Genomic DNA, 26,186 nt, shown 5'->3' with positions numbered 1-26,186 from the left:
AATAGATGAAATGTTGTTTTGGAATGAGCAGTAACTTTATGGAATAAGCTTAGCAACTTTTTTGCTTTAGAGTGGCCCATCAGGAAATAAGATAATTTGCCGACTTAATCCCAGCAAAACAATGCTATTATCTTGGCTTAGTGGCGGTGTGGAACCTATTAATAATGTTACGTTTATTGAAGAAAAAATCGATCTTGCTAGCACTTTACTTCGGGTTTTCACTGGCCCCTTTAGCCGTTCATGCCGAAGCGGTTTCGGATACCGGTAAGGTAGCAGAGCAACACACTCGTTATATCGCCACCTATTTTCCCGGCAGAATGTCAGGGTCGCCTGCAGAGTTTCTCACCGCGCAGTATTTGCTTCAGCAGTTTAGTCAATTAGGCTATCGAACACATATCGTTCATTCTCCCGGCACGACTCATCCACTCAGCGCAACCTCTCTAGTGGCCGAACATCCGGGGAAATATCCTCAAGAGATCGTTATCGTTAGCCATATCGATACACCACAAGCCTACACAGACCAGCAGCGTCAGCACAATGTTGGTGGCCTCAGCTTTCAAGGCGTCGATAATAATGCTGCCAGTTTAGGGTTAATGCTGGAGTTAGCAAAACGCTTAGCTTCGCTACATAATGGCTATAGCTTACGATTTGTGGCATTAGGGGGTACCCAGCCGCCACTGCAAGGGGTAAGCAATTACGTAAAAAGTTTGTCAGTTGATCAACACAAAAATACGCTATTAGTCATCGACATTGAAGATATCGTGGCGGGGAAAAACCTTGCCTTCCTCAGTGGTCATACCACCGCTGCCGCCGTGCGTAAGCAAACAACAGGCAGAGCCAAGCAGATTGCTCAGCAGCATGCCATTCCACTGTTAACGGCCCAGTTAGCGAGTAGCCATACACGGACATTCAATGCTTATGAAGAGGCAGGACTGCCTTATTTATCTATCACCGCGTCGAACGCGATGAAACTGACAACCTTGGCTGCAGGAGGGACGGCATCGGTACTGCATGATGAAGCAGCGAAAGATAATCTTACTTATATCAATCGCCACTATCCACATCGTTTATCGCAACGTAGCCATCAATTGATGGTGATCCTCACTCCTCTACTGCGAGAGCTGTTGACTCCAACGCATCCCCCTTTGGCTGAGCATTAGCCCTCGTGAAGACCACATTCGCGTTTCAAGCCAAAGAAACGCGTCTCTTCTTCACGCATTCCCGGTTCCCATTTACGCGTCGTATGGGTATCCCCTACCGAGAGATAACCTTGTTCCCATAAAGGGTGGTAACTCAAACCATGTTTCTTCAAGTATTGGTACACTTGGCGATTATCCCAATCGACGATCGGTAAGAATTTAAAAATGCCTCGTGAGATCGATAAAATTTGAAGCTGGGAACGGCTCTCCGACTGCTCGCGACGTAAACCGGCGAACCAGGTTTGTACCTTCAGTGTTTCCAGTGCCTGATTCAGTGGCTCGACTTTGTTAAGTTGATTATAACGCTCGAGCCCCTCTATTCCCTGCTCCCACAACTTACCGTAACGGGCTTCTTGCCAAGCGGGTGATAATGCCGCGCGGTAAACCTGTAAATTAAGCTGTAACTGCTGCTGCAAGCTATCGATAAACTGATAGGTTTCGGGAAATAAGTAGCCTGTATCAGTTAGAATCACCGGAATGTTCGGGGACTGTTGCGCCATAAGATGTAAGCTTACCGCAGCTTGGATACCGAAGCTGCTGGTCAACGCATGCTGACCGGGAAGATGCTCTAGTGCCCAAGCAACCCGCTCTTCAGCCGTCAAAGCGTCGAGTTGCTGATTAGCGGCCGCTAGGGCCGCTTGTTGTTCACTCTTATCGAGTAAGACTAATTCTGCTAAGTTGAACTCAGTCATTACGCCTCCACTGCGGCCCAAAAATCACGCGCCGGATCGACAATTTCACGAACAATCCCTGCACGAACGATGTAATCGCCAAAGCCTTCATGCTGTTCACGCTCGGTTGCCCAGCGGCCAATAAGTTCGTCAAGGATTGAAAGTATTTCAGCTTCTTGGATATTTTCACGGTACATCGCTGGAATACGGGTACCGATACGGTTTCCGCCCAGGTGCAAGTTGTAACGCCCCGGCGCTTTACCTACCAGCCCGACTTCAGCTAATAATGCCCGGCCACAACCGTTTGGACAGCCCGTTACCCGCATCACTATCGCTTCATCAGCTACGCCGTGACGGCTCATTAAGGTTTCAACTTCACTGATGAAACCAGGAAGAAAGCGCTCGGCTTCGGCCATCGCTAATGGGCAGGTAGGAAATGCCACACAAGCCATCGAGTTTTCGCGTTGTGGTGTCACCTTCTCCATCAAACCATGTTCTACCGCTAGGGCCTCAATTGCCTCTTTTTGGCTTTCAGGCACCCCGGCAACGATCAGGTTTTGATTTGCGGTAAGTCGGAAATCGCCTTGATGAATTTTCGCAATCTCTGCCATACCTGTTTTTAGCGGACGGCCTGGATAGTCGAGTAGACGTCCGTTTTCAATAAACAGGGTTAAATGCCACTGATCATCAATCCCTTTAATCCAACCAAAGCGGTCACCACGGGTGGTAAATTCGTAAGGACGGATAGGGGCAAAAGTGAGTCCAGCACGCTTTTCGACTTCAGCTTTAAAAACATCAGGCCCAACGCGTTCTAAGGTATATTTAGTTTTGGCATTTTTACGATCGGTCCGGTTGCCCCAATCGCGCTGTGTCGTGACTACGGCTTCTGCCACGTCTAGCACTTTTTCGAGAGGTAAATAACCGAATTCAGTCGCGGTGCGGGCATAAGTCGCTTTATTACCATGATCGATCGAGAGCCCCCCTCCGACGAGGAGGTTAAAACCGACTAATTTCCCCTCTTCCGCGATGGCAATAAAATTCAGATCATTCGCGTGCAGATCCACATCATTATGAGGTGGGATCACTACCGTGGTCTTGAACTTACGAGGAAGGTAGGTCTCACCTAGGATAGGCTCTTGATCCGTGGTCGCCACTTTCTCTTTATCCCACCAAATTTCCGCATAGGCACGGGTCTGTGGTAGTAGATGTTCAGAAATTTTCTTCGCCCATTCGTAGGCTTCTTGATGCAGAGCAGACTCTACCGGATTTGAGGTACAAAGAACGTTACGGTTGACGTCGTTTGCCGTGGCTAAGGCATCGAGACCGACTTCATGCAGCATTTGATGCACAGGTTTAACGTTCTTCTTCAAAATACCGTGAAACTGAAAGGTCTGACGGTTAGTTAAACGAATGCTGCCATAAAGCGTCTTCTCTTGTGCAAAGCGATCGATAGCTAACCATTGCTGAGGTGAAATAATCCCGCCAGGTAAGCGACAACGCAGCATCATCGCATGACGCGGTTCTAGCTTCTGCTCGGTACGCTCCGCACGAATATCACGATCATCTTGTTGATACATGCCATGAAAACGGATCAGCAGATAGTTATCACCGTTAAAGCCACCAGTAAGGCCGTCATCGAGATCTTCTTTGATTGTCCCGCGTAAGAAATGACTCTCTTTTTTCAGGCGCTCAGCATCGGATAATTTACCCTCTACGACTAAAGGGCCAGGATATTTTGTACTCATTAGTAGACATCTCTCTGATAGCGACGAGCAATGCGCAAATCGCTCAAATATTCATCTGCAGTCTCGCTGTCCATCGCACCATATTGAGCAATAATCTCTAATAAAGTGTTTTCGACATCTTTTGCCATTCGGGTAGCATCGCCACAGACATAGATATGGGCACCTTGTTCTATCCAGCGCCACACTTCCTCACCTTGTTCACGAAGTTTATCTTGAACGTAAACTTTTTCTGCCTGATCGCGAGACCAAGCCAGATCGATCCGAGTGAGGAGTCCTTGTTTTACATATTTCTGCCATTCCACCTGGTAGAGGAAATCTTCAGTGAAATGCGGGTTACCGAAGAATAACCAGTTGGGCCCTTCTGCTCCATCATTATCCCGTTGTTGAATAAACGAACGGAATGGAGCAATACCAGTACCCGGACCAATCATAATGACTGGTGTATCCCCTTCTGCCGGTAAGCGAAAGTGGTCGTTATGCTCGATAAAAATCTCAATTTCATCATCTTCTTGTAACTGATCAGCAAGGAAACCTGAGGCGCCGCCACTCCGTGCACGTCCTTCAATGTCGTAGCGCACTACACCAACAGTGATGTGCACTTCATCTTCAACTTCCGCTTGCGATGAGGAGATGGAATAAAGTCGTGGCGTCAGCGGGCGGAGCAGCTCGACAAGCTGCTGAGCAGTAAGCTGTGTCGGCGCATGACGGATCATATCGACAATCGGCCATTGCTGTGCAAACTGCTGTAACGCGCTTTTATCGCTAACTAAGCCAAGTAGGGCCTCATTCCCCGAAAGATGGGCATAACTTTCAACGATTTTGCTACTGTTTACGGTGAGTTCTAAACGGCTACGTAATGCATCACTGATCGATAAGGTGGCATCCTCAATGCTGACGGTTTCGCTCCCCTCAATCCATAGTAGTTCGAGAAGTTCGCTGACTAATGCCGGATCGTTTTTGAACCACACGCCCAGCGCATCACCGGCTTGGTAACGTAATCCGGATTCGCTGATATCAATTTCGATATGGCGAATATCGCGGTCAGACTCACGGCCAGTAATTTTTTGGTTAACGGAGAGCATTGCACTTAGGGGTGCCTCTTTAGTGTAGGGAGTGCTATCCAATGTATCGCTAGTCCCTGACGCAGCCTGTGAAACGGCCTGTGGCGAGCTACTCGGTACTAGGCTTTTGAGGCTAGTCACAACCTCTGAACGCCATTGTTCTGCCGCCTGAGCATAATCTACGTCGGCATCGACACGTGGCAACAGCCGCTCTGCGCCCAGAGCAGATAATTGCTGATCAAAATCTTTCGCCGCCTGACAGAAGAATTCATAAGAAGAATCGCCTAGACCAAAGACCGCAAAGCGGACGTCAGGTAATGCTGGGGCTTTTTTAGAGTGCAGATATTTATGGAACGCCACCGCTTCTTCCGGGGCTTCCCCTTCGCCTTGAGTAGAGGTCACCACCAACACAATCTTTTCTGACGCAATTTGCTTAAATTTATAATCTGCCGCATTGACCAGGTTAACCTGCAACTGCACGCCAAGGAGATCATCACGTAATTGTTCTGCTAAACGCCGAGCGTTACCGGTCTGCGAAGCAGAAATCAACGTAATACTCGGTTGTTCGACTTGCGGCGCTGTGGGCGTAGCCGCGACAGGGCTACTCGACACCGCCGAGGCATCACCAAGACGCCCCCAGCAATACCCGGAGATCCACGCGAGTTGATGGGAAGTCAGTTCTTGGGTGACGTCTTGTAAGCGGGCAAGTTGCTCCGCACTAAGCGGCAGCTGAGGGGCTTGAGTGGTCATTGCTTATCGTATTCCAGTGCCAAGGGCAAAAAGATCAGTGAGTGTAGAGTAACCGTACGATTATTACTGATAAAGACAGCTTAAGCATATTAAATAACTAAATACACTAACTCGTTTTAGTGCTAAGCCTTATCGATAAAACTGGTTAACCCTGCGCACAGTGATCTTACTGTTCTGCGGTAAAAGGGTGAGAAGCAGTCGTTTTTGCGGTAAACTTCTCCCTTTCCCCCTAATCAATTGCGGAATTTTTCAACGCCATGGCAGTTACAACGTTATTTAAAGAGTTTCAATTTGAAGCGGCGCATTTCCTCCCGCACGTTCCTGAAGGGCATAAATGTGGCCGTTTACACGGACACTCCTTTCTCGTTCGCTTGGAAATTACCGGTGAAGTCGATACCCACACCGGATGGGTGATGGACTTCGCAGAATTAAAAGCGGTTTTCAAGCCTCTTTATGAAAGATTAGATCACCACTATCTTAATGATATCGCCGGTCTTGAAAATCCGACTAGCGAGGTACTTGCAGTCTGGATTTGGCAACAAATGAAACCCAAACTGCCGTTACTCAGCGCGGTGATGATTAAAGAAACCTGTACAGCGGGATGTACGTATCGCGGAGAATAACCGTTAAGCGATATTGAGGTATTTATGCGTCTGCATTGAAAAACGCCAGTTTCTCGCGATGCAGGTCGCAATACATAATTCAGTCGCAGCCTTCTTACAGCTTATTGGTTGCAGGGCGATGATGCGTTGTGATGAAGGTGGGACTTGGCTAAGCAGGAGGTCCAGTGCGTCAATATCGCGCTGACGTCCAACAGGATGTTTCACCTCATTCGCTCTTAGTAAAGCACTGTTCAACACATCATAGCCACCGCGCATATTCACTTTTGGCGAAACCGTCACCCATGTTGCCGCTGAGCAACGAATAGGATGCGTACCACTCGTTTCGATTTGGCATTGAAATCCCTGCTGTGCAAACTGTTCGGTTAACGCCGTTAAATCATACAGTGCGGGCTCACCGCCAGTGATGACGATATGCTTTGCAGTCCAGCCTTGCTCGTTAATAACGGCTAATAACTGTTCGACACTGGCATCCGCCCACGCTTCGCTCTCTGCCGTTTTATGAACAATGGCAGTAAGCGGCTGCTGTTGGTCAGCGTACTTTTCCCAAGTGTGCTTGGTATCACACCAACTGCAGCCAACAGGGCATCCTTGCAGGCGAATAAAGATGGCAGGTGCGCCCGTGTAAAATCCTTCGCCTTGTAAGGTTTGGAACATTTCATTTATTGGGTAAAGCATGGAGACTCAATTTCTGCTCGAAAAAGGCTATTATCGCAGAAGTTACCCGATTGATCATGCCCAATTATGCTTAGTCAGTAAAATTACCGATTTCGTCACTGAGATAACCTTTAATTAGGTCAACCACTTCATTACGGTTTTTGGCTAACGCCGCATTGCCTACACCAGAACAATTATCCTGCCATAATTTGACCCGACTTGAGGAATTGGTAGTAGATACATAATAGATATCAATCCGCTCCGCGTTGGTTTCGGGACGCGCCAATATGCCTTCTTTTATTCGATCACAGAGCTTATATTGTTTTAAATAGCGTTGCGTGACCAACTCTGCCGCTCCCGTATCGTCACCATCGGTGATAATCACAAAAACTTTGCGTGGATTCTTGCCTTTCATCATCACCGGTACGGAACGAACTAAACCTGATGTCGTCGCCGTCCAGCCACCAACCTGCATGGTTTGGAATTCGTCGATTTTTTTCTTATCGTTGGTCAGATCGATCAACCATGAAGAGAGTTTGGCATTTGTCAGCTGATTATTATTAGTCCATGTTCCTGTATGGTGACACATCTGATTAAAAGGTCGATAGTCTGCATCAGAGGCATTTTTTACCCAGAGCATTGGAAAAGTAATGATTGCTTCATCGCTAAACATTTTTTGGAGGGTCGCTTCGTAGTCGATGCCGCTATCTTGTTCGATAGATTGGCCTTTGGTAGCGCTAGCCTGCGCAGCTTGGATTCTGGCTGCCTTGGCATATTCGTTTTTCACAATCTGCTGGGAACGCTGGGTAAACATATCGTCGGTATAGTACACATTGCCATTCAAATCTTGGCTTTGGAAACGCTTATCAAAGCATGAATAGCGCATACGGCCAGCCGCCTTACCATAAGTCGGATTCTCTCGGCACCATTCATTGTGTAGAGTGTTAGCCGACAAAGCAGGTTTTGCACCCGCCACATTTTTTGAGTAATAATTGTAACGACGTTCATCCATATAGTAGAGCTGCTCATTCAAAGTTTTGTACTTTGAATTAAGGTATTTATCTCCCCAGAAAGCATAATCAATCGCCCAATCTGGTTTGGGAACGAACAGAACACTACAGCCGGCTTTCTCCCCACCGCGCTGATTTGGCTCATCATATTTCACTGCGACCCCAGAGCTGTAAGGAACCAGCGCGATTTTAGATTTTGGATTAGCTGACAGAACAAAATCGCTAAGGTCAGCAACTACTCCTTTAAGCAATTTAACGCCACCATTTAACGCTTGAGAGGTCGAAAAATCGACTAAAAAAACCAAGTCAATAGGTCGTGCAACCTGTTTTTTTACCGTAATTGGAGAGGAGGAAAGCGTGAAATTTTTTTCTCCTGCAGATAACACAGCATTATAGAAAGGGAAAGGCAGTTCAAGTTGGATAGTGGGATGATAGGTTTTATACGTAGAATTATTGGCACTATTGGAGCCTGACTCAGAATAGTGGATATTCACCGAGGGTGATTTGGTACTCTCTGGAAAATACTCTTTCACAAAGTTAACCGTCAGTTCCCTGAAGTCGTCAGTGAACGTTTCTTTCTCATTTACCGAACTTTTTGAAGAGGCAATCAATCCTATCTCTGCCGCGACATCACTGAGTTTGGATTTGGCGATAAACATTTTCGGCGCGTTTAAAGCTAACGCAATTAACATCATGAGTAGTGGAAGCAAAATAGCGAAAGAGATCATCACACCACCCTGTTCGCCGATAATTTTCAAAAAAAAATGTCTTACTTTCCTTGTAAGCATTGGCGGATCTCTCCTGTGGTAAATATAACTCGCGCAAGCGCTTTTTGATGAGACACTGAATACAATGCAGGCAGTGACTGGGGTTTGAACTTTCTGACCCAAATACCCTGACTATCGTTAATAATCGGTGTAATAAAACTATTGGCGACCGGTATCTGCCCAATATTAATAAAAGTGACCTTACCCTGTCCCTGAAGTTTCCGACTTAAAAAAAATTCGTGATTAAACTCATTAAAGAGCGATAATTGTTCAGGAATCGAACTATTAATAAAAATAAAGCACTCTCTCCCTTTATCCTCAAAAGCACGGAGCGAAAGCGGGAAACTGAGTAACAACAATAATCCAGATAGCAAAACCCGTCTCATTATTTATCTCACTAGCATTAATGTGTGAGCAGAAACCGTTTCAGGAAGCGCATCAACTTTTTTCAAAAGCTTGTTTAATGACCCGGCTGGGGTAGGGATAATTAAGGAGACTTGATACATCGGCAACCAACGGTTTCGACTGCTTAAAGGTGAAAATTCAATTTTTTTACTAATCGGCGTAGTATTCAGTTTATTACATAGCGACGAGCCATAATTTTCGCTTTGTTGATGGCTGATGACTTTCTTTTGCTGTGCTTTAAAATGAACTGATTCAATCCGAATACAAAGTTCTTTGTCATAACGATGATAGGTCAATGCTTTGGTTAATTCATAAATCTCTTTCATTTCTGACGTGGTAAACGCATCATTTTTACTGTACAACTCACTCCTTTCACGAATCACCGAGGCAATAGAGTAATTTACTCTTTCAACCTGGCTTTTTAATACTAATAGAGTGCCATACTCCAATAATCCCACGGTTAATATCGATAAAAAGGTAAAAATAAAGGCTGCCTCAATAAAAACACTGCCTTTATTGCCAATAAGTAATGAAAAGAATCTCTTTTTCATTTAGACCTCGAAGACTCAATAACATAAACAACTTTTCTAGTAAGGTAGCTGTCTAAACTCGTGTAAAGCGATTCTGACCATTTGTACCCTTTGATAGCTTTTAACGGTAAGTACTTATAACTGACAGAATATAGAGCCAATCGCTTATGCTCATTATATACAGACGAACACCTGTTCCTAAGCAACTCATTGACCGTACTACAAAAACTTGCTTCAATTTTTATCGCTGAAGGATCGATAAAAAAATCCCAAAATGCGCTTTGCTTGAAAAAATGTTCTTTGAATACCTCAGTATAATTTGCACTGGTCGTTTTATTATCAATATATGCACTTCTCCTCGCTGCCTCTGATAAGGAATATTCCATAGAAGTGATAACAAATATAATTTTACAGGCTTCGAAAATGATAAAAATGAAACCTATAAAGATAATGTAGATAAATGAGAATTCCAGCGCAATCACACCGTGATTAGCCTTAATTTTATTTATAAAATCTTTTATCATAATTTATTTTCAAAAAGTTTGAACGTTAAATAAATCCGTTGCTAACAAATCAGGGTGCTTACTGAAGCCACGTTTTTTTATAATATCTTTTGCGTAACGTAGATCGCCACTTTTCGCTAGCGCAAAGACTAAATTACGCTCGAGTTGTGAATTATTATAGCCCCGCAAATAAATAGGTAATAGTAATTGTACTGCTTCGGTATATTTTTTTTGCGCAATATATACCATCGCCATATTGTTCACGACATCCTCTTCTTGCTTATATCCTGATCTTGCTCGAGTAAATGAGACTAAAGCGTTATCAAGATCGCCCATTTGAGCTTGAATAACCCCTTTTACATTCAGTGCTTCAGCATTGTTTGGTGTTTTACTCAATGCAATATCAATAAAGCTGAGAGATTTTTTGTACTCACCTAATTCAGATAGGTTTTTCGCTTGCAACAAATAAACCTCTGAAGAGGCACCAGTTGAAAGCAATGGTTTTAAATAGAACATCGAAGAACGGTAATCTTGGGATAAATAATAGTAATTAGCTAAATCGTAACGGACCTTATTGTTATTCGATTTCTTTAACTCCTCACGTTTCATTTTTATCAAGCCAGAGTAATTTTTGACTTTGAGTAGAAGTTGTTCATTAGCAGTTGAAGTATTATTTTTATATGAACCCGTTGAATGATCGCTGCCAGAACAACTGGTTAACAATAAAATAACGGCTAGACCTAACAATGGGTTGCGCACTGATTTAACCATTTGAAAAAACCCTCATAATGCCTGGTGCGGCGACGATAATGACAACGGGAAACATAAAGAAGAGAATTAATGGCACACTCATCTTTGCAGATAATTTCCCAATATTTTCTTCAGTTGCCAGAAGTTGAATCTCACGGATTTCTTTTGAAAGCTCCATGAATTGTTCATATAGCGAGGAACCATATTGTAAACTCTGCTCTAACATGGAACAGAAAAGACGTGTTTCAGTGGAGGGAAGCTCCTGACTGAAGTGGTAGAGCGCATTACTTAGGCCACTCATTTCAGTCCTTCTAACCAACCTTTGTAAAAAAGGTACAAAATCAGGATTAATCCCTGACATCTTAGTGGCGAGAAACTTAAAGGCTTGTTCAGGCGTCATACCACATTGAATGCTGACGGCGAGCAGATCGATCATCCAAGGTAGCTCAGCAGTCAATTTTCTTACTTTTTTCTTTACGAACATCGCGCGTAACATGCTAGGTAATATAATAGTAATGACCATGCTCAATATAATCGTCACAACATAGTCACTGCTACTCATCTGCCAAGATAATAAATATGTCGCGATAATACTGATAGTGGCCAGTCCTAAAGCGAGCATGATCTTTAAGACAACGCTACCATCGATTCGTCGATATAAACTCAGCGTTTGGCTGTTTTGTTCAAGCACAGCCTCTGTTTGATAATGCTCTTTATGCTCTTGGATTTTAAGGGCTTGGACATTAGGATCAACGAGGGTAATACTTTTGTTAATCAACGATTTTCTATATTTAGTGAACAAGAATGTTGCGACTACTACGAACACCATGATAGAAAAGAGCAGTATGAAAATATTCATATCATATTTTCCTCATCAAAAATTTAATTATTAATGCTCCTGTTGCAACGCTCCCTAAGAGATAGTAAAGCAAAATATTCCCTCTCGGGTCCTCAAAGATAAAATCAAAGTTTTCTTCACTAATAAATTTCAGTAACACCAGGAAAAAAAAGGGAATCGCCCCGGTGATCTTCGATGCCATCCTCATTTCTGAGGTCAGGGTCATCATCTTCTTTTCCATAGCAGCATTATTAGCCAGTGAGCGCTGTAACTTACTTAGTACCTCTCTTAGCCGCCCCCCACTATTAATATTTAATAATATTGCTACGATAAAGAAATAATATTCTTTATAGGGGTATTTTTTCCAAGATTCTAAAAAAACCACTTCTGGATTATCACCAAAGTTAATTTTACGAGTGATAATTCCAAATTCCTTAGCTAATTTATTGTCGTTACCCTTACTGTAGTCATCCATTGCTTGCAAAAAAGTTCGCCCTGATGAGATAGCACCATTGATGGCAGAAATAGACTCGGTGAAATCGACCTCAAACTCTTTCTTCCTTTTCTTTAGTAGTATCTTATACCAAACGAAATAGCTAACGGGTGTGAGGGCGGCCACTATGGGGCCACTTGAAAAATGAAGATAATTGATATTAATTATTTGTACCACCAATACAAAAATAATGGGCACAGTTAATATTTTAATGAAATTTATTAAGTTATCCTGAACAAATACAGACTTAACACTTTCAACTCTATCATTTATCCACTTGATAAAAATTTCATTGAAAGACGGTTTATCAGAAGTAGAAAACTCTCTACCCAGTAGCATTTTAAGAGTATTTTTTCTATCGGCACTCTTAGTAAAGATATGGCGAGTTTTCTTTACCCTAATAAAAACCATTAAGGCAAACAAAGCAGATAGAATAATAAAAGTAAAGGATATACTCTTCATCGCATCAACCAAAAATTTGCTTAAGATAATTTTCTTTAGAGTGCATTTTCGCTCGAGTATAAACATTCGATCTCGTTGAGAGACCTGGCGTTACAAATTTACCTTGAACCTTCCCGTTAACAGACTCAGCAATTTGGAAGGTAAAGATATCTTGTAAAATTATGGTATCGCCTTCTAGCCCCATAATTTCTGTAATATGGGTTATTTTACGAGAACCGTCGTGTAAGCGGTTTGCTTGAATGAGTAAATTGACCGCTGAGCTAATGTTCCTTCTTATTGATTCTAGAGGAAGATTCAATCCGGCCATCATGACCATATTCTCGAGCCGAGCCACCGCATCACGGGGTGAGTTTGCGTGTAATGTTGTCATCGAGCCATCATGTCCGGTATTCATGGCTTGAAGCATCTCGAAGGTTTCGCCCCCCCGACACTCCCCAACAATAATGCGGTCTGGACGCATACGTAATGTGTTAATCATCAGATCACGCATAGTCACTTGCCCGCTACTTTCAACCCCTGCCATCTTTGTTTCTAATCGAACAACATGTTCTTGCTGGAGTTTCAGTTCTGCCGCATCTTCTAAAGTAATGATGCGTTCGTCACTATTAATATGCCGAGATAATGCATTTAATAATGTCGTCTTACCTGAACCTGTTCCTCCCGAGATTATAATGTTCGCTTGGCAGCCAACTGCTAAGGCTAAAAAATTCGCCATTTGCTCATTCATTGCCCCCCAACTGACTAAATCCTTTAACGTCCGAGAGACCGTGCTGAATTTACGAATGGAAATTGAGGTACCATCCAACGTAATGGGATTAATCACGACATTTAAACGACTACCGTCACTCATCCTTGCATCAACCAGTGGCTGTGATTCATCGATACGACGCCCCACTCGGTTAACAAGACGTTTAGCAATCTCCGTCAATTGTTGATTGTCGATGAAACGTTTATTCGTTCTAACCAACTTTCCACTGCGTTCGACGAAAATTTTATCTGGCCCGTTCACCAAAATATCACTCACGGTTGGGTCTTCCATAAGCTCCCGCAGTGGCCCAACACCTAGAATTTCATCGGCAATCGCTGCCGAGAGAATCTGGGTATTTTCGGAAGGTAGATAGAGGTTTCGTTCGACGCTTACGCGTTGTACAGTCTTGGATATTTCCCGGATCAGGGCAGTACGATCACTAAGAAGGTTTTCAATGATATCGATATCTAACTCAGGTAAAACCATTCCTCTCAACTGCTTCGCTACGTCATCGAATTTATCTGCCATAACTCATTAGCGTCCCTGTGTGAATTTTTTTAAAGAGCTTAGTAAACTAGTTGATGAAGAATTTATATTCTTTTTACCCAAAAGGAGATTACATAAACTTTCTAGATGGTGACTATTTTTACCACTGAAATTTATGGGTAGAGATGGATCGCCTGGTTTAATAAGATAAGGGATTGTAATATCCACAGGTTTTCCAATTAATCCACTGATTTCTTGAGTACTGATCTCGCCGCTTATTTTTCCATGATGTAAATTATGGCAAATATAGATCCTTCTAACGCCATTATTGCTTTTCATCAAGTGATTATTAGCTTCGATAATTTTCTTTGCTATTCTTGATGATGAGATATCTCGATCGCATACTAATAATAAACAATCTGTATGGGTAAGAACATTTTCAATATTTTCGTCGGCTGCATTGTACGCAGTAAAATCAAAAACAATACAATCATAATCATCATAAACTGGATTATAATATTGCCAAGCATGATTTTTATCTTCAAAAAATCCTGATAGATTTTTTTGCAGCATGGTTACTTCATTAGAGATTGCCACTTTAGAAATCAAATCTAAGTTTTGACTACCGTAAGCCCCTTGAACAATTAAGGTAGGTGATTGTCGAGTATTAGCGATATACTCTGCTGCACAGTAGCTAAGCATTGAATTTCCGACACCACCTTTGCAACTCATGATAGTGATCCGGATAGCATTATTCCCTTCAGTTTTCTCTTGATGAGTATTATTAACTAATCCCCCGAGTCGATTAAGTTGTGTGGGATAGTGGCAGTAAAGGATGTTTTTCTTTTCAAACTCATTAGCCAACAAAAGAGAATCAGTAGTACTGAATGCGATTTTGGTGACATTCTTAGATATCTGAAGGTCAATAATTTCCGTAGCACTGTCTGGCGAACTTATTTGCGAAGCATCAAACACAATGCAATCAATGTGTGCGGTGTCTTTAAAGAGTTCAAGCATGTCGATATTGCCAACGAAGCGCTTTATTTCACCCACATCCCGCATAGCTAATTGCTCGCACACCTTATCCATTTTATCTGGATCAGGTGTCACAACCAAAATAGTGTGTTCGGCTACATCATCATTTTTGGTGTATTCGGAAAAAAGTAACATAACGATTCCTTGTACTACTAAAAGATTATTTCCGTATCTTCATCGCATCAAGATTGTCATCAATTGCACAACTATCTTTTCCCATGGCTTTGGAAGAGATATCTAAACGATAGGTAAGGCAATCACTGCGGCTGTGTAAAGTATTAAGAACTAGTAAAATTGAATCGCGAGATTGATTCTTGCTCGACATACTCAGCATATAGTTTCGGACAATATCCTGTTTTTTTATTCCTTCTTTGACTAACATACTTTCAATTTTAGTAATGGATGGGGTTAACTCAGGATTTGCCCACTGAATTTTAACTTGGCCACCTAAATATTGATAAAACGGCAATAATTTTGATATCGCTATTTCCTGTTCAATATCGCTACGTCCCACAATCGGAAAGTTATATTCACTAGCGGAACAGAGTGATATGGAGCTAAAAAAAAGCACCAGGGCTGATACTAAGGAAAAGTTTCTTATACGCATTAGTAAATAAATCCTCCCTGCTCAAGAAATTCCACGACAGATTTTTTAGATGTTTGATTCGTCGACCCTCCAATATTGAGATATCGTTCTAACAAAGTACTGCGTTGCCAATTAGGTAAGGTTACTTGTGCCGACGAAATTGGGCGTACTAAGTTAACGGTTGCAACTACTACTAACTCAGTTCGCTCACGTTGCGAAGATGTCGAACGAAAGAAAGCACCTAACACAGGAATATCACCAATATAAGGAACTTTCTTCAAAATCTCTTTTTCAGACTCACTCAATAAACCGGCTAGTACAAAACTTTCACCATCCGCAAGTTCTATGGTTGTTCTTGATTTTCTTGACTTAATTGATGGTAAAACCAGTTCGTTAGTTTTACTAATATTGTTACTGTCGACATTACTGACTTCCTGAGAGAGCGTTAATCTCACTTTTTGGCTATTCTCAACTTTTGCGGCAATCAACATCTTAATTCCCACTTCCTTATATTCCACCGAACTGCCATTGGAAGAACTTGTTAGGATAGGGATTTCACCGCCTACTAGAAAATCAGCAGTTTCACCTGAAAGAACTGAGAGATTAGGTTCAGCCAGTACTCTTGCCACAGACTCATTACCTAAGGCATTAATGACTGAGGTGAGCTGGGTTGCATCAAATTTTAATTTATTCAACACAAAACTGCCGACATCCATTGCCTGGCCCCACTCTATCCCGAGTGCATCGCTGTAATTTCTATTTAACTCTACAATAGAAATTTTCACGTTGACCTGATTAGCAAAAGGTAAATTTATTTTATTTTGTAGTTTTCGATATGTGTATTGACTTAAGTAGCCTATATTATCTTGCTGTAATTGGTCGCCGTTGCCACTACTATTAAAAGAAGTTTTCAGCTCGCTACGTTCAAGGCCTAAGGCCTCTCCCACAATTTGATAAATAGCATCTCGGCTCTCTTCATCTGCTGCTGTGCCTGTCAAAATATAGCTATCACCTACTTTTTTAATACCTATACTCGACCCAACAAATTGGTCTTCAACTTGCTTAGTTAACTTACCCATTAGAGGATCAACGGTGACTTTAATATTACGTGTCACATCATTCTGTACGATTAAAATCTCTCCATCGCCGTTATCAACACCATATATAACCACTTCATTATCGCTAATCATATTATAATTAACGACATTAGAGTCGGTCGTAAAAACAGTATCAATGGGAGTATTACTCTTGATGGTTCTCGCTCCACCTTTCGAAAGGTAGATCGTTTCAGCTTGACTAGTAATGGGAAGCATGAAAAAAAACAGCAACATCAACCGAATTAACGATATATATTTTCCACTTCCTGATTTATTTCTTCCCATTACTTACACCTTTAGTATTGTTACCAGTATCGGTATTATTTTTTGTAACCACCTCAGCTGGAAAGACGATCATTTCGTATTTATTTTCAATCTGGTAAATCTTCTTTAGATCTGAACGAGTCAGTTCAATATCGACTGTATAATTCTCATCATCCTTGTCTAATATCCCTGATGGAGTAAAACCTTCTTTCTCATCATCACTTAATATTTTTTTACCTTTCATCACATGAGTGAGTAATTTTTTATTCTTAAAAATCTTAACAATTTTTACTACCGACTCGCCGCGATAAATCGTTGATCGGTTTTCATGCTCTCTTTTTGGTGATTCAAATCGTAAATAAACGTCTACGGCAGCACCAGGTAATAAACCATTTAAATTATTGATATATCTTTTATTAAGATCCACGGTGTAACGAAATAGTTCGGATGACAGTGTAACGGCTGGCTTTTCTTTCGTTAAGAGTGATGTAGTCAGTGTAGTACCCGGCTGAACTGCCTCCTTAAGATAAAGCCCCTCTACCATTTTTAACTGTTCGGGTAAGGGTTCGTCGGCGGCTAACGTTTCAATTTTCTCATCATAGTCATCTTTAGTCAGGAGTTCACCGGTCGCCATTGCACGCTTGGTGATAAAATAGGTCACTTGCGGTTCCGATTGCTGTTGAGTCGTTTCGACCTCAGAGTCAGAGAGGTAGATCCCTACAATACCTAGAAGAAATAGGAAGATAGAAATTATAATTATCAGCCGTTGATTCACTTTATTCCCTAATTTACATTAATACTTTAAGTAAATACCCGCTAATTATTGCTACACCGTAAGGAAGTGTCTTTGAAAACTTCCCTTTTGAGAAGCGGTGCAAAAGAAAAACAATTAAAATTAGAGGTAAACCTGAAACAGTAACCAAAAATATAAAGTCGGGTATTTCCCGTGGTGGAAACACCATCCCTAACACTGTAAGTAACTTGATATCCCCCGCCCCAACGCAATTAGTTAATATACAGACAAGCCCTACCGAAAAAATTAGAAAAGAAGAATAAAGATAAATTTCTTCGTTACCGATAAAAAATTTAAATACGTTAATTAATAGTATGATTAGGACGCATTTATTTTCTATTATCCTAAATCTAATATCTGTATAACCTATCCTGATAAGGATAACCGCTATCAAGTAAAACATCATTAACTCATTACGATAAAGGAGTCTACCTCCTTTATCGGCATTAAAGAGGTTAACTTTAAACTATTAAGGAATCGTTCCTTTAATATTAGTATTCAGATCGGCAAATTTGTCCGTGATAGCTTTGATGAACGATCCATCTTTATTACCAAATACAGTCAGAAGCATCGCACTTATTGCAACAGCAATAACTGCATACTCAATTGCTGTCACACCATCTTCTTTGCTAAGCTTATCCTTCATTTTCCCTACGGTTTGGCCAACCATATTTTGACTATAGACCACTCCGTACATAATTTTATCTTTCATTAATTTTCCTTATTAACTATTCAAATAAAAATATTACCAATGATGAAACAGGTTTAAAATATCCATTTAAAACCACAGCACTTATGCTACTTCAACAATTAATTTTAGCAAGATACAGTTTTAATTTAAAAATATGTCAGTACTTTAGAAGAATTAAAACATTAATGATATGATAAAATATCATTGCCGTATTAGCGGTTATCATTAAAATAAACATTAAAATTAATACTTCTTTCGATATAGCTTTTTATAATTAATTTATATAATTTTAATTCATTTATTATCTAACGTAATAGTGATGAGGGTGAGATGTCCAAGACTAAAGGATTAGTAAAAGAAGAGATAATTAACGATATCGTTTCCATGATAATAAATGGAACCCTTAATAAGGGAGATCTTTTACCCTCTATTCGTTGCATGAGTAACCAATATAAGGTCTCCCGTGGTACGATATTGGTGGTCTATAAACAGCTTGAGTTAATGGGATATATTCAAGGTTTTGAACGCAGTGGCTATATAGTGATAAAAAATAGTATCCCTCCCCAATCATTTACGCTGCCACAGGCTGATAGTCATTTAAAAGAATTATCTGTTTCCCCTGAGGAGGAGACTGAAAGACAGCTGCAAAGACTTGAACAACGACGAACTTGTAAACTTCCCCCGCACTTTATTAAGCGCTGGGCGAATGATTATGACAATTTTTCTCGCTCTATTTCCTCATTCGATGCCAGTCACTTACAACGATTTTTAAAATTATCACGTGGTATGACTGTTGAGTCTGATTCTTTATTATTATTTTCTGGTTTTCAAGAGGCGCTAACCCTTATTGCCCTTTATCTGCAACAGCGAAAGCAAACGATAGTAATTATTGAGGAGCCTTGCCAACCTCATATTCGTACGCTTTTCAAGCAATTCAATTTTGACATTATTTTAGTTCCGGTTGATCAAGAAGGAATATGTGTTACGCATCTTCCACTGGTCACGGACGCCACCCTACTCTGCATGCCTACGTTGCAATACCCGATGGCTACGCGCTTAAGTGCGGAACGTAAGGCCCAGCTTTATCAGTGGGCCGCTGACAATAGAATAATGATTATCGAAGACGATAGTTATGCGATGCTTGGATTTGGTCACTCACTTTCTCCACCACTCTTTTTACAGCCCAATAACGTCACTATTATCTATTTGACACAACTTATCGAAATAGTGGGGAGTTCCTATAATGTGGCCTTACTGGTGTTACCACCTAGTCTTATCGCAGATTTCAACGAGCTTAATATCGTACTCAGTAGCACCTATCCACCGGTAAATTTTTATTTGGTTGAGACATTTTTAGCTTCATCTTATCTTATGAAATATCTCACAGCATTGCTTGAAGAACGCCATATAAAATCGAGACTTGCCCGCGAAATCTGTCTTAATCAGCTATCAACCTTAGAACTTAATCATGATGATGAGTATGGGTTTAGTTGTTTTTTAGCAAGAGTAAGCGAAATCCCCATACAGTTAATCAATACGGTTTTATTTCCTATCACCACGCAAACCCAAGATGATCATCAATATTTTCTTTTTCCCCATGGCTTACTTACCCAAAGCGAGTTAGAACGCGTCAACGCTTCCTTACTTCAGCCTGGTTAACCTATATTATGGACAAAAAAAAGCCCTCATTATTGAGGGCTCCATAGCATCATTCAGCGATTATGCTTGGCCTTTTACTTCTTTTAGACCATTAAATGTTGCTTTAGCACCTAACGCTTCTTCGATACGAATCAGTTGGTTGTATTTCGCAACACGATCTGAACGGCTCATTGAACCAGTTTTGATTTGACCTGCTGCAGTCCCTACTGCTAAGTCAGCAATAGTGGCATCTTCAGTCTCACCTGAACGGTGAGAGATGACTGCAGTATAGCCAGCATCTTTAGCCATTTTGATCGCCGCTAAGGTTTCAGTCAGTGAACCAATTTGGTTAAATTTGATCAGGATTGAGTTAGCAATACCTTTTTCGATACCTTCTTTAAGGATTTTGGTATTGGTAACGAATAGGTCATCGCCGACTAACTGAATATTATCGCCTAATACTTTGGTTTGATAAGCGAAACCGTCCCAGTCAGATTCATCCAAACCGTCTTCAATAGAAACGATTGGGTATTGCTTGGTCAGCTCTTCTAAGTAATGGGTGAACTCTTGAGAAGTGAAGGTTTTTCCTTCACCTTTCAGCTCATAGTTACCCGTCTCTTTGTTATAGAACTCAGAGGCAGCACAGTCCATGGCTAAAGTTACGTCTTTACCTAGCTCATAACCTGCCGCTTTTACCGCTTCAGCGATTGCCGCTAAGGCATCAGCGTTCGAACCAAGGTTTGGCGCATAGCCGCCTTCGTCACCCACTGCAGTGTTCATCCCTTTAGCTTTTAATACTTTAGCTAAGTGGTGGAAAATCTCTGAGCCAATACGTACCGCTTCTTTCAGGCTTGATGCCCCAATAGGCTGCACCATAAACTCTTGAATATCGACGTTATTATCTGCATGCTCACCACCGTTGATGATATTCATCATAGGTAATGGCATTGAGAATTTACCTGGAGTACCGTTTAGCTCAGCAATATGCTCGTACAGAGGTTGGCCTTTTGATGCAGCAGCAGCTTTCGCTGCAGCAAGAGAGACTGCTAAGATAGCGTTCGCACCAAATTTGGACTTGTTCTCAGTACCGTCTAACTCGATCATGATATTATCGATGTTAGCTTGGTCTTTCGCATCTTTACCCGTTAACGCGTCAGCGATTGGGCCGTTAACCGCATCGACGGCTTTGGTTACGCCTTTGCCCAGAAAACGTGATTTATCACCGTCACGTAATTCCAGTGCTTCACGGGAACCTGTCGATGCGCCTGATGGCGCAGCCGCTAAACCTACGAAACCGCCTTCTAAATGCACTTCTGCTTCAACAGTCGGATTGCCACGCGAATCAATAATTTCACGACCGATGATTTTTACGATTTTGGACATGCGTTGTTCCTCAGTACTAGTTAAGCTAACGTTCTTAAATCTAAGACACACAGCCAGTGAAAGGTTCACTGGCTGCACCAAAAAGCTTACTTATCCATCCGCTTTTGAAAATCTACCGCGGCACCCACGAATCCTGAAAATAGTGGGTGTCCATCGCGTGGTGTTGAGGTGAATTCTGGGTGGAATTGACACGCAACAAACCAAGGATGGTTAGGGTTTTCAATAATTTCTACTAATTGATCGTCGCCAGAACGACCCGCGATGCGCAAGCCCGCTTTCTCGATTGGCTTTAATAAGAAATTATTAACTTCGTAACGATGGCGATGACGCTCAACGATAGTACTAGAGCCGTAAAGTTTACGGACGATACTGTCATCCGTTAGCTGACAAGGTTGGCTACCTAGGCGCATGGTTCCACCTAAATCGCTCTTCTCATCACGAACCTCTAGATTACCTTCTTCATCACGCCATTCAGTAATTAGTGCTACAACCGGTGATTGACAGTTCGCATCAAATTCAGTGGAGTTTGCACCTTGCATACCTGCCACATTGCGTGCGAATTCAATCAGCGCGATTTGCATCCCTAAACAGATTCCTAAATAAGGAATTTTGTTTTCACGTGCGTATTGGGCGGTCATAATTTTGCCTTCAATACCGCGTGCTCCAAAACCACCAGGAATAAGGATTGCATCAAGATCTTTAAGTACTTCGGTTCCCCGAGTCTCAACATCTTGCGAGTCAATTAGCTTGATATTAACAGTGACACGGTTTTTGAGGCCAGCATGTTTCAACGCTTCAATAACAGACTTATAAGCATCTGGAAGCTCAATATATTTGCCTACCATCCCGATAGTGACTTCACCACCTGGGTTCGCTTCTTCATAAATCACTTGCTCCCACTCGGAGAGATCGGCAACAGGTGGGTTAAGATTAAAGCGCTTACAAATATAGTCATCTAACCCTTGGGATTTTAACATCCCTGGGATTTTGTAGATCGAATCGACATCTTTCAGAGAAATAACTGCTTTTTCTGGAACGTTACAGAACAACGCGATTTTTGCCCGCTCATTCGCTGGCACGGCGCGGTCTGAACGGCAGATCAGCATATCCGGCTGAATACCGATAGAGAGCAACTCTTTAACTGAGTGTTGCGTAGGCTTAGTTTTGACTTCGCCCGCTGCGGCCATGTAAGGAACTAAAGTCAAGTGCATGTAAAGCGTGTGCTCACGTCCTACATCTACTGCCATTTGACGAATCGCTTCTAGGAAAGGTAGCGATTCGATATCTCCAACGGTACCACCAATTTCGACTAATACCACATCGTGGCCTTCGCCACCTTCAATGATGCGCTCTTTGATAGCATTAGTGATGTGAGGAATAACTTGAATGGTTGCACCCAAATAGTCGCCACGGCGCTCTTTTCTCAGAACTTCTGAGTAAATACGTCCAGTCGTAAAGTTGTTACGACGGCTCATGCGGGTACGAATAAAACGCTCATAGTGGCCTAAGTCGAGATCCGTTTCGGCACCATCGTCCGTGACAAACACTTCACCATGTTGAGTCGGGCTCATTGTCCCAGGATCGACGTTGATATAGGGGTCAAGCTTCATAATGGTCACTTTGAGACCACGAGCTTCAAGAATGGCTGCCAGAGAGGCTGCGGCAATGCCTTTACCCAGAGAGGAAACGACCCCGCCGGTCACAAAAATATAGTTAGTTGTCATGCAGAACCTGAAGGTTTAGGTTTAAAGACGGTGGATGCACCAGGACGGGAAAACAGTATACCCGAAACTCTGTGGTGCCACAATTGCTCATTCACCGCCCCCCTTAGATGTTCACATTACAATGATGATAACTAATCTGCCATGCCTCTCTGTTGATTTCAATCAGCAATCACCCGACTCCTGAGTGTTCGCTTTTTTTTCATCTTCCTTGACGCGTTGCCAAGCCTGTTCCATTTGCTCGAGCGACGCTTGTTCAAGCGTAAGCCCCTGCTCTACTATTTTTTGTTCAACCTGACGAAAGCGTCGTTCGAATTTTAGGTTAGCCTTATGTAAGGCAGTCTCCGCCCGCGCGCCTAGATGACGCGTCAGATTTACGGTTGCGAAAAGGAGATCACCTAACTCTTCTTCAAGACGTTCTGGATTACGGTCAACCATCGTTGCCTCTTCCATCACTTCATCAAGCTCCTCTTTGACCTTATCTACCACAGGGCCCAGCGTGTCCCAGTCAAAGCCAACCGTCTGACAACGCTGTTGGATTTTATCGGCACGAAGTAGAGCGGGCATCGCGTGAGGAATATCGTCGAGTAAAGAGAACTGTTTTTTCTGTTCACGCTCTTGCTGTTTGATGTGTTCCCATCCTTGCGTCGACTGAGCATCAGTAAAGACATCAGGATGGCGACGAATCAATTTTTGAGTAATAGCTCGGCATACATCGTCGAAATTGAACAACCCTTGTTCGGTAGCCATTTGTGCATAAAACACGATTTGATAAAGCAGATCACCAAGTTCTTGCTGCAAGTCGGTAAAGTCTTGACGCGCAATGGCATCCAATACTTCATAACACTCCTCTAGCGTATAGGGTGCAATAGTATCGAAGGTCTGTTGTTTATCCCATTCACACCCTTGCTCCGGATCACGCAAGCGCTGCATCACTGACAATAATTGCGACAATGATGAATCACTCATAAAAAACCTCTTAATAAGAAAAAACCACTCCTGAGAGTGGTTTATAGAAATTTAATGAAGCCGTTTGGCATCAATGACATCCGGTATTTGGTTCAACCGAGAAATAACGCGCCCTAATACCTGCTGATTATAGATTTCGATTTCCATATCAATAGTCGCGAGCTGTTTACGTGTATCACTATGGCTGGAAACACCTAATACATTTACTTTTTCGTTGGCGAGAATAGTCGTGATATCCCGTAATAATCCGCTACGGTCGTTCGCGACGACTCGTACCACTAGGGTATAACCACTTGAGTAATTTTCTCCCCACACCGCGTCGACAATTCGCTCAGGCGCATGATTAATCAATTCGGCTAACTGCTCACAGTCCGCACGGTGAATGGAAATCCCTCGACCTTGGGTAATAAACCCTGTGATATCATCGCCCGGTATCGGCTGACAGCAACGGGCAATGTGGTGCATAAGATTACCCACCCCTTCCACGACAATACGACCGCTATCTTTACGAGCTGACTGATTATTTGCCGATTTCTGAGTAAGTTGCTCTAAGGCTTTCTGATCTTCTTCCTCTGCACTGGGTTTGTAAACCTTAGCTTGCAAGAAGTTAACCATTTGGTTTTGACGAATATCCCCGCCACCAATCGCCGCTAAAATCTCTTCCATAGAAGTCATGTTATAACGAGGCAGCAGATATTTTTCTGCATCTTTCCAGCTGATATCCAGTTGGTTTAATTCGTTATCGAGAATTTGCTTACCCGCGAGAATATTTTTATCGCGATCTTGTTTTTTGAACCAAGCATGGACCTTCGCCCGCCCACGACTTGTCGTAATATAACCCAGGTGCGGGTTGAGCCAATCTCTACTCGGGTTAGGTTGCTTCTGGGTGATCACTTCAACTTGATCCCCCATTTGTAGATGGTAAGTAAAGGGGACAATTCGGCCACTGATTTTTGCGCCAATACAACGATGGCCGATATCGCTATGAATATGGTAGGCGAAATCAAGTGGTGTGGAACCGGCAGGCAGGTCAATCACATCCCCTTTAGGGGTATAAACGTAAACTCTGTCGTCGAACACTTGGCTACGAACTTCTTCCAGCATTTCGCCGCTGTCCGCCATCTCTTCTTGCCAAGCAATCAACTTACGTAGCCAAGCAATGCGTCCTTCATGGCCCGCCGCCCCTCTACCTGCTGGCGTCGTACTACCTTCTTTGTATTTCCAGTGCGCCGCGACCCCTAACTCAGCATCTTCATGCATCTGTTTAGTACGAATTTGCACTTCAACCGTTTGCCCTTTTGGCCCCAACACTACCGTGTGGATAGATTGATAGCCGTTAGGTTTGGGGTTTGCAACGTAATCATCAAACTCATTGGGTAAATGACGAAAGAGGGTATGCACGATCCCCAAGGCACCATAACAATCTTGCAGACGTTCAGCGACAATCCGTACCGCCCTGACATCGAATAATTCGTCGAAAGCCAGAGACTTTTTCTGCATCTTCCGCCAGATACTGTAGATATGCTTAGGTCGACCATAGACCTCTGCACGAACGCCCTCTTTACTCATCATGTCGCGAATCTGTGTGACGAAATTATCGATATACATCTCGCGATCAATTCGCCGCTCATGAAGCAAACTTGCTATGCGCTTGTATTCCTCGGGGTGTAGATAGCGGAAACAATAATCTTCTAGCTCCCACTTAAGTTGACCAATTCCTAAACGGTTAGCGAGAGGTGCGTAGATATTAGTACTCTCTTTCGCGGCGAGGACTCTCTCATCTTCCGGGGCATCTTTCATTTCGCGCAAATAGGCAATGCGCTCAGCCAATTTAATGACTACACAACGAAAGTCTTCAACCATTGCAAGTAACATCCGACGGATGTTATCCACTTGCTCTGAAGCCATTGAGTCATTTTGAATCGCTTTAAGTTGGCGAATGGCGTCCATATCCAGTACGCCGTTAACCAGAGAAAGAATGCTATTACCGTAAGCATCTTTAATCTGCTCAGCATCAAGCACACCAGCATTAGCTAATGGGAAAATCAGCGCAGCACATAAGGTGTCACAATCCATACTCAGCGTCGTCAAGATTTCCACCATCTCGATACCGCGACTCAGCAAAATTGCCTGCGCAGGATGATCGAGTGTTTTTTCCTGACAATAGCCCCAACAGGCCGTTAAGGTTTTACCTGTTGGTTCAGAGATATTATGTAAACTCTCAATCCATTGTTCAGCCGCGAATTCTCCGGCCGGATTGAGGTGTGCGCTTCTTACTGCAACCATGATGTCTCCCGCATAACTGTAGACTTAA

Annotated in this window: 25 protein-coding genes; 3 read left to right on the top strand and 22 right to left on the bottom strand. The window is 42.6% G+C overall.

The window, feature by feature from the left end:
- Positions 1-164 precede the first annotated feature (164 nt).
- A complete protein-coding gene (locus tag QJR74_RS03795) occupies positions 165-1,160 on the top strand; it encodes a M28 family peptidase (protein WP_304373291.1) in 996 nt (331 codons plus the stop codon).
- On the opposite strand, the gene QJR74_RS03790 is transcribed toward QJR74_RS03795, so the two are convergent.
- The 3 genes from QJR74_RS03790 to cysJ are packed head-to-tail and all read right to left on the bottom strand — an operon-like array spanning position 1,157 to position 5,426.
- Positions 1,157-1,891, bottom strand: coding sequence for a phosphoadenylyl-sulfate reductase (locus QJR74_RS03790; protein ID WP_304373290.1), 735 nt, complete (start codon positions 1,889-1,891; stop codon positions 1,157-1,159). The two genes, QJR74_RS03795 and QJR74_RS03790, sit on opposite strands and share 4 nt — an antisense overlap.
- Complete coding sequence (gene cysI / locus QJR74_RS03785; protein ID WP_304373289.1) at positions 1,891-3,615, bottom strand: assimilatory sulfite reductase (NADPH) hemoprotein subunit; 1,725 nt, start codon at positions 3,613-3,615, stop codon at positions 1,891-1,893. Before cysI ends, QJR74_RS03790 begins: the two co-directional genes overlap by 1 nt.
- Positions 3,615-5,426 carry an NADPH-dependent assimilatory sulfite reductase flavoprotein subunit gene (cysJ, locus tag QJR74_RS03780; protein WP_304373288.1) on the bottom strand — a complete coding sequence of 604 codons (1,812 nt, stop codon included), beginning with the start codon at positions 5,424-5,426 and terminating at the stop codon, positions 3,615-3,617. Before cysJ ends, cysI begins: the two co-directional genes overlap by 1 nt.
- A gap of 257 nt (positions 5,427-5,683) precedes the next feature.
- On the opposite strand from cysJ, the gene queD reads away from it, so the two are divergent.
- Positions 5,684-6,049 (top strand): 6-carboxytetrahydropterin synthase QueD, encoded by a 366-nt coding sequence (queD, locus tag QJR74_RS03775; RefSeq protein WP_304373287.1) that lies wholly within the window; start codon positions 5,684-5,686, stop codon positions 6,047-6,049.
- A gap of 3 nt (positions 6,050-6,052) precedes the next feature.
- Here the strand turns inward: queD and queE are convergent, their stop codons facing one another.
- From queE to QJR74_RS03705, 15 genes are all read right to left on the bottom strand, one after another.
- Positions 6,053-6,724: a 7-carboxy-7-deazaguanine synthase QueE gene (queE, locus tag QJR74_RS03770; protein ID WP_304373286.1), complete on the bottom strand. Its 672-nt coding sequence runs from the start codon at positions 6,722-6,724 to the stop codon at positions 6,053-6,055.
- A 70-nt stretch (positions 6,725-6,794) separates the two neighbouring features.
- Positions 6,795-8,501 carry a hypothetical protein gene (locus QJR74_RS03765; protein ID WP_304373285.1) on the bottom strand — a complete coding sequence of 569 codons (1,707 nt, stop codon included), beginning with the start codon at positions 8,499-8,501 and terminating at the stop codon, positions 6,795-6,797.
- Positions 8,483-8,866: a hypothetical protein gene (locus QJR74_RS03760; RefSeq protein WP_304373284.1), complete on the bottom strand. Its 384-nt coding sequence runs from the start codon at positions 8,864-8,866 to the stop codon at positions 8,483-8,485. The genes QJR74_RS03765 and QJR74_RS03760 overlap by 19 nt, the downstream gene beginning before the upstream one ends.
- 3 nt (positions 8,867-8,869) lie before the next feature.
- Positions 8,870-9,436 (bottom strand): tight adherence pilus pseudopilin TadF, encoded by a 567-nt coding sequence (tadF, locus tag QJR74_RS03755; RefSeq protein ID WP_304373283.1) that lies wholly within the window; start codon positions 9,434-9,436, stop codon positions 8,870-8,872.
- Positions 9,433-9,939 carry a hypothetical protein gene (locus QJR74_RS03750; protein ID WP_304373282.1) on the bottom strand — a complete coding sequence of 169 codons (507 nt, stop codon included), beginning with the start codon at positions 9,937-9,939 and terminating at the stop codon, positions 9,433-9,435. The genes tadF and QJR74_RS03750 overlap by 4 nt, the downstream gene beginning before the upstream one ends.
- Positions 9,940-9,948: 9 nt before the next feature.
- On the bottom strand, positions 9,949-10,689 hold the full coding sequence (locus QJR74_RS03745) for a tetratricopeptide repeat protein (RefSeq protein WP_304373281.1): 741 nt from the start codon (positions 10,687-10,689) through the stop codon (positions 9,949-9,951).
- Positions 10,682-11,527: a type II secretion system F family protein gene (locus tag QJR74_RS03740; RefSeq protein WP_304373280.1), complete on the bottom strand. Its 846-nt coding sequence runs from the start codon at positions 11,525-11,527 to the stop codon at positions 10,682-10,684. Before QJR74_RS03740 ends, QJR74_RS03745 begins: the two co-directional genes overlap by 8 nt.
- Before the next feature lies 1 nt (position 11,528).
- The gene (locus tag QJR74_RS03735) at positions 11,529-12,461 is read right to left on the bottom strand and encodes a type II secretion system F family protein (protein WP_304373279.1); all 933 of its coding nucleotides are present in this window, start codon (positions 12,459-12,461) and stop codon (positions 11,529-11,531) included.
- Between the two features lie 4 nt (positions 12,462-12,465).
- Complete coding sequence (locus QJR74_RS03730; protein ID WP_304373278.1) at positions 12,466-13,737, bottom strand: CpaF family protein; 1,272 nt, start codon at positions 13,735-13,737, stop codon at positions 12,466-12,468.
- Between the two features lie 6 nt (positions 13,738-13,743).
- Positions 13,744-14,865 carry a hypothetical protein gene (locus QJR74_RS03725; protein WP_304373277.1) on the bottom strand — a complete coding sequence of 374 codons (1,122 nt, stop codon included), beginning with the start codon at positions 14,863-14,865 and terminating at the stop codon, positions 13,744-13,746.
- A 25-nt stretch (positions 14,866-14,890) separates the two neighbouring features.
- Positions 14,891-15,337 (bottom strand): hypothetical protein, encoded by a 447-nt coding sequence (locus QJR74_RS03720; RefSeq protein WP_304373276.1) that lies wholly within the window; start codon positions 15,335-15,337, stop codon positions 14,891-14,893.
- The gene (locus tag QJR74_RS03715; RefSeq protein WP_304373275.1) at positions 15,337-16,698 is read right to left on the bottom strand and encodes a type II and III secretion system protein family protein; all 1,362 of its coding nucleotides are present in this window, start codon (positions 16,696-16,698) and stop codon (positions 15,337-15,339) included. The genes QJR74_RS03720 and QJR74_RS03715 overlap by 1 nt, the downstream gene beginning before the upstream one ends.
- On the bottom strand, positions 16,685-17,452 hold the full coding sequence (locus QJR74_RS03710) for a hypothetical protein (RefSeq protein ID WP_304373274.1): 768 nt from the start codon (positions 17,450-17,452) through the stop codon (positions 16,685-16,687). The genes QJR74_RS03715 and QJR74_RS03710 overlap by 14 nt, the downstream gene beginning before the upstream one ends.
- Positions 17,453-17,465: 13 nt before the next feature.
- A complete protein-coding gene (locus QJR74_RS15205; RefSeq protein WP_369685582.1) occupies positions 17,466-17,873 on the bottom strand; it encodes an A24 family peptidase in 408 nt (135 codons plus the stop codon).
- Positions 17,874-17,939: 66 nt separating this feature from the next.
- Entirely contained in the window at positions 17,940-18,182 is a 243-nt protein-coding gene (locus tag QJR74_RS03705) for a Flp family type IVb pilin (protein ID WP_304373273.1), read from the bottom strand.
- A 309-nt stretch (positions 18,183-18,491) separates the two neighbouring features.
- On the opposite strand from QJR74_RS03705, the gene QJR74_RS03700 reads away from it, so the two are divergent.
- Complete coding sequence (locus QJR74_RS03700) at positions 18,492-19,820, top strand: GntR family transcriptional regulator (RefSeq protein ID WP_304373272.1); 1,329 nt, start codon at positions 18,492-18,494, stop codon at positions 19,818-19,820.
- A gap of 60 nt (positions 19,821-19,880) precedes the next feature.
- Here QJR74_RS03700 and eno read toward each other — a convergent pair whose 3' ends face one another.
- The 4 genes from eno to relA form a co-directional block, all read right to left on the bottom strand.
- Complete coding sequence (eno, locus tag QJR74_RS03695; protein ID WP_304373271.1) at positions 19,881-21,182, bottom strand: phosphopyruvate hydratase; 1,302 nt, start codon at positions 21,180-21,182, stop codon at positions 19,881-19,883.
- An 86-nt stretch (positions 21,183-21,268) separates the two neighbouring features.
- Positions 21,269-22,906 (bottom strand): glutamine hydrolyzing CTP synthase, encoded by a 1,638-nt coding sequence (pyrG, locus tag QJR74_RS03690; RefSeq protein WP_304373270.1) that lies wholly within the window; start codon positions 22,904-22,906, stop codon positions 21,269-21,271.
- Positions 22,907-23,068: 162 nt separating this feature from the next.
- Positions 23,069-23,872, bottom strand: coding sequence for a nucleoside triphosphate pyrophosphohydrolase (mazG, locus tag QJR74_RS03685; RefSeq protein ID WP_304373269.1), 804 nt, complete (start codon positions 23,870-23,872; stop codon positions 23,069-23,071).
- A 51-nt stretch (positions 23,873-23,923) separates the two neighbouring features.
- Positions 23,924-26,158, bottom strand: a complete 2,235-nt coding sequence (gene relA / locus QJR74_RS03680) for a GTP diphosphokinase (RefSeq protein WP_304373268.1) — start codon at positions 26,156-26,158, stop codon at positions 23,924-23,926.
- Positions 26,159-26,186 lie beyond the last annotated feature (28 nt).

Origin of the sequence: Tatumella ptyseos (assembly GCF_030552895.1) — a bacterium.
GTDB classification, from domain to species: Bacteria; Pseudomonadota; Gammaproteobacteria; order Enterobacterales; family Enterobacteriaceae; genus Rosenbergiella; species Rosenbergiella ptyseos_A.
The sequence above is the reverse complement of the archived record's forward strand: the minus strand, read 5'-3'. Positions and strand labels throughout refer to the sequence as shown.

Excerpts from the sequence above, each read along its gene's own strand:
- QJR74_RS03740 (WP_304373280.1), bottom strand. The coding sequence starts at position 11,527 with ATGAATATTTTCATACTGCTCTTTTCTATCATGGTGTTCGTAGTAGTC.
- QJR74_RS03795 (WP_304373291.1), top strand. The coding sequence starts at position 165 with ATGTTACGTTTATTGAAGAAAAAATCGATCTTGCTAGCACTTTACTTC.
- tadF (WP_304373283.1), bottom strand. The coding sequence starts at position 9,436 with ATGAAAAAGAGATTCTTTTCATTACTTATTGGCAATAAAGGCAGTGTT.
- QJR74_RS03750 (WP_304373282.1), bottom strand. The coding sequence starts at position 9,939 with ATGATAAAAGATTTTATAAATAAAATTAAGGCTAATCACGGTGTGATT.
- pyrG (WP_304373270.1), bottom strand. The coding sequence starts at position 22,906 with ATGACAACTAACTATATTTTTGTGACCGGCGGGGTCGTTTCCTCTCTG.
- QJR74_RS03745 (WP_304373281.1), bottom strand. The coding sequence starts at position 10,689 with ATGGTTAAATCAGTGCGCAACCCATTGTTAGGTCTAGCCGTTATTTTA.
- cysJ (WP_304373288.1), bottom strand. The coding sequence starts at position 5,426 with ATGACCACTCAAGCCCCTCAGCTGCCGCTTAGTGCGGAGCAACTTGCC.
- QJR74_RS03715 (WP_304373275.1), bottom strand. The coding sequence starts at position 16,698 with ATGGGAAGAAATAAATCAGGAAGTGGAAAATATATATCGTTAATTCGG.
- mazG (WP_304373269.1), bottom strand. The coding sequence starts at position 23,872 with ATGAGTGATTCATCATTGTCGCAATTATTGTCAGTGATGCAGCGCTTG.
- queD (WP_304373287.1), top strand. The coding sequence starts at position 5,684 with ATGGCAGTTACAACGTTATTTAAAGAGTTTCAATTTGAAGCGGCGCAT.
- QJR74_RS03720 (WP_304373276.1), bottom strand. The coding sequence starts at position 15,337 with ATGCGTATAAGAAACTTTTCCTTAGTATCAGCCCTGGTGCTTTTTTTT.
- eno (WP_304373271.1), bottom strand. The coding sequence starts at position 21,182 with ATGTCCAAAATCGTAAAAATCATCGGTCGTGAAATTATTGATTCGCGT.
- QJR74_RS03700 (WP_304373272.1), top strand. The coding sequence starts at position 18,492 with ATGTCCAAGACTAAAGGATTAGTAAAAGAAGAGATAATTAACGATATC.
- QJR74_RS03765 (WP_304373285.1), bottom strand. The coding sequence starts at position 8,501 with ATGCTTACAAGGAAAGTAAGACATTTTTTTTTGAAAATTATCGGCGAA.
- QJR74_RS03760 (WP_304373284.1), bottom strand. The coding sequence starts at position 8,866 with ATGAGACGGGTTTTGCTATCTGGATTATTGTTGTTACTCAGTTTCCCG.
- QJR74_RS15205 (WP_369685582.1), bottom strand. The coding sequence starts at position 17,873 with ATGTTTTACTTGATAGCGGTTATCCTTATCAGGATAGGTTATACAGAT.
- queE (WP_304373286.1), bottom strand. The coding sequence starts at position 6,724 with ATGCTTTACCCAATAAATGAAATGTTCCAAACCTTACAAGGCGAAGGA.
- QJR74_RS03735 (WP_304373279.1), bottom strand. The coding sequence starts at position 12,461 with ATGAAGAGTATATCCTTTACTTTTATTATTCTATCTGCTTTGTTTGCC.
- cysI (WP_304373289.1), bottom strand. The coding sequence starts at position 3,615 with ATGAGTACAAAATATCCTGGCCCTTTAGTCGTAGAGGGTAAATTATCC.
- QJR74_RS03725 (WP_304373277.1), bottom strand. The coding sequence starts at position 14,865 with ATGTTACTTTTTTCCGAATACACCAAAAATGATGATGTAGCCGAACAC.
- relA (WP_304373268.1), bottom strand. The coding sequence starts at position 26,158 with ATGGTTGCAGTAAGAAGCGCACACCTCAATCCGGCCGGAGAATTCGCG.
- QJR74_RS03705 (WP_304373273.1), bottom strand. The coding sequence starts at position 18,182 with ATGAAAGATAAAATTATGTACGGAGTGGTCTATAGTCAAAATATGGTT.
- QJR74_RS03730 (WP_304373278.1), bottom strand. The coding sequence starts at position 13,737 with ATGGCAGATAAATTCGATGACGTAGCGAAGCAGTTGAGAGGAATGGTT.
- QJR74_RS03790 (WP_304373290.1), bottom strand. The coding sequence starts at position 1,891 with ATGACTGAGTTCAACTTAGCAGAATTAGTCTTACTCGATAAGAGTGAA.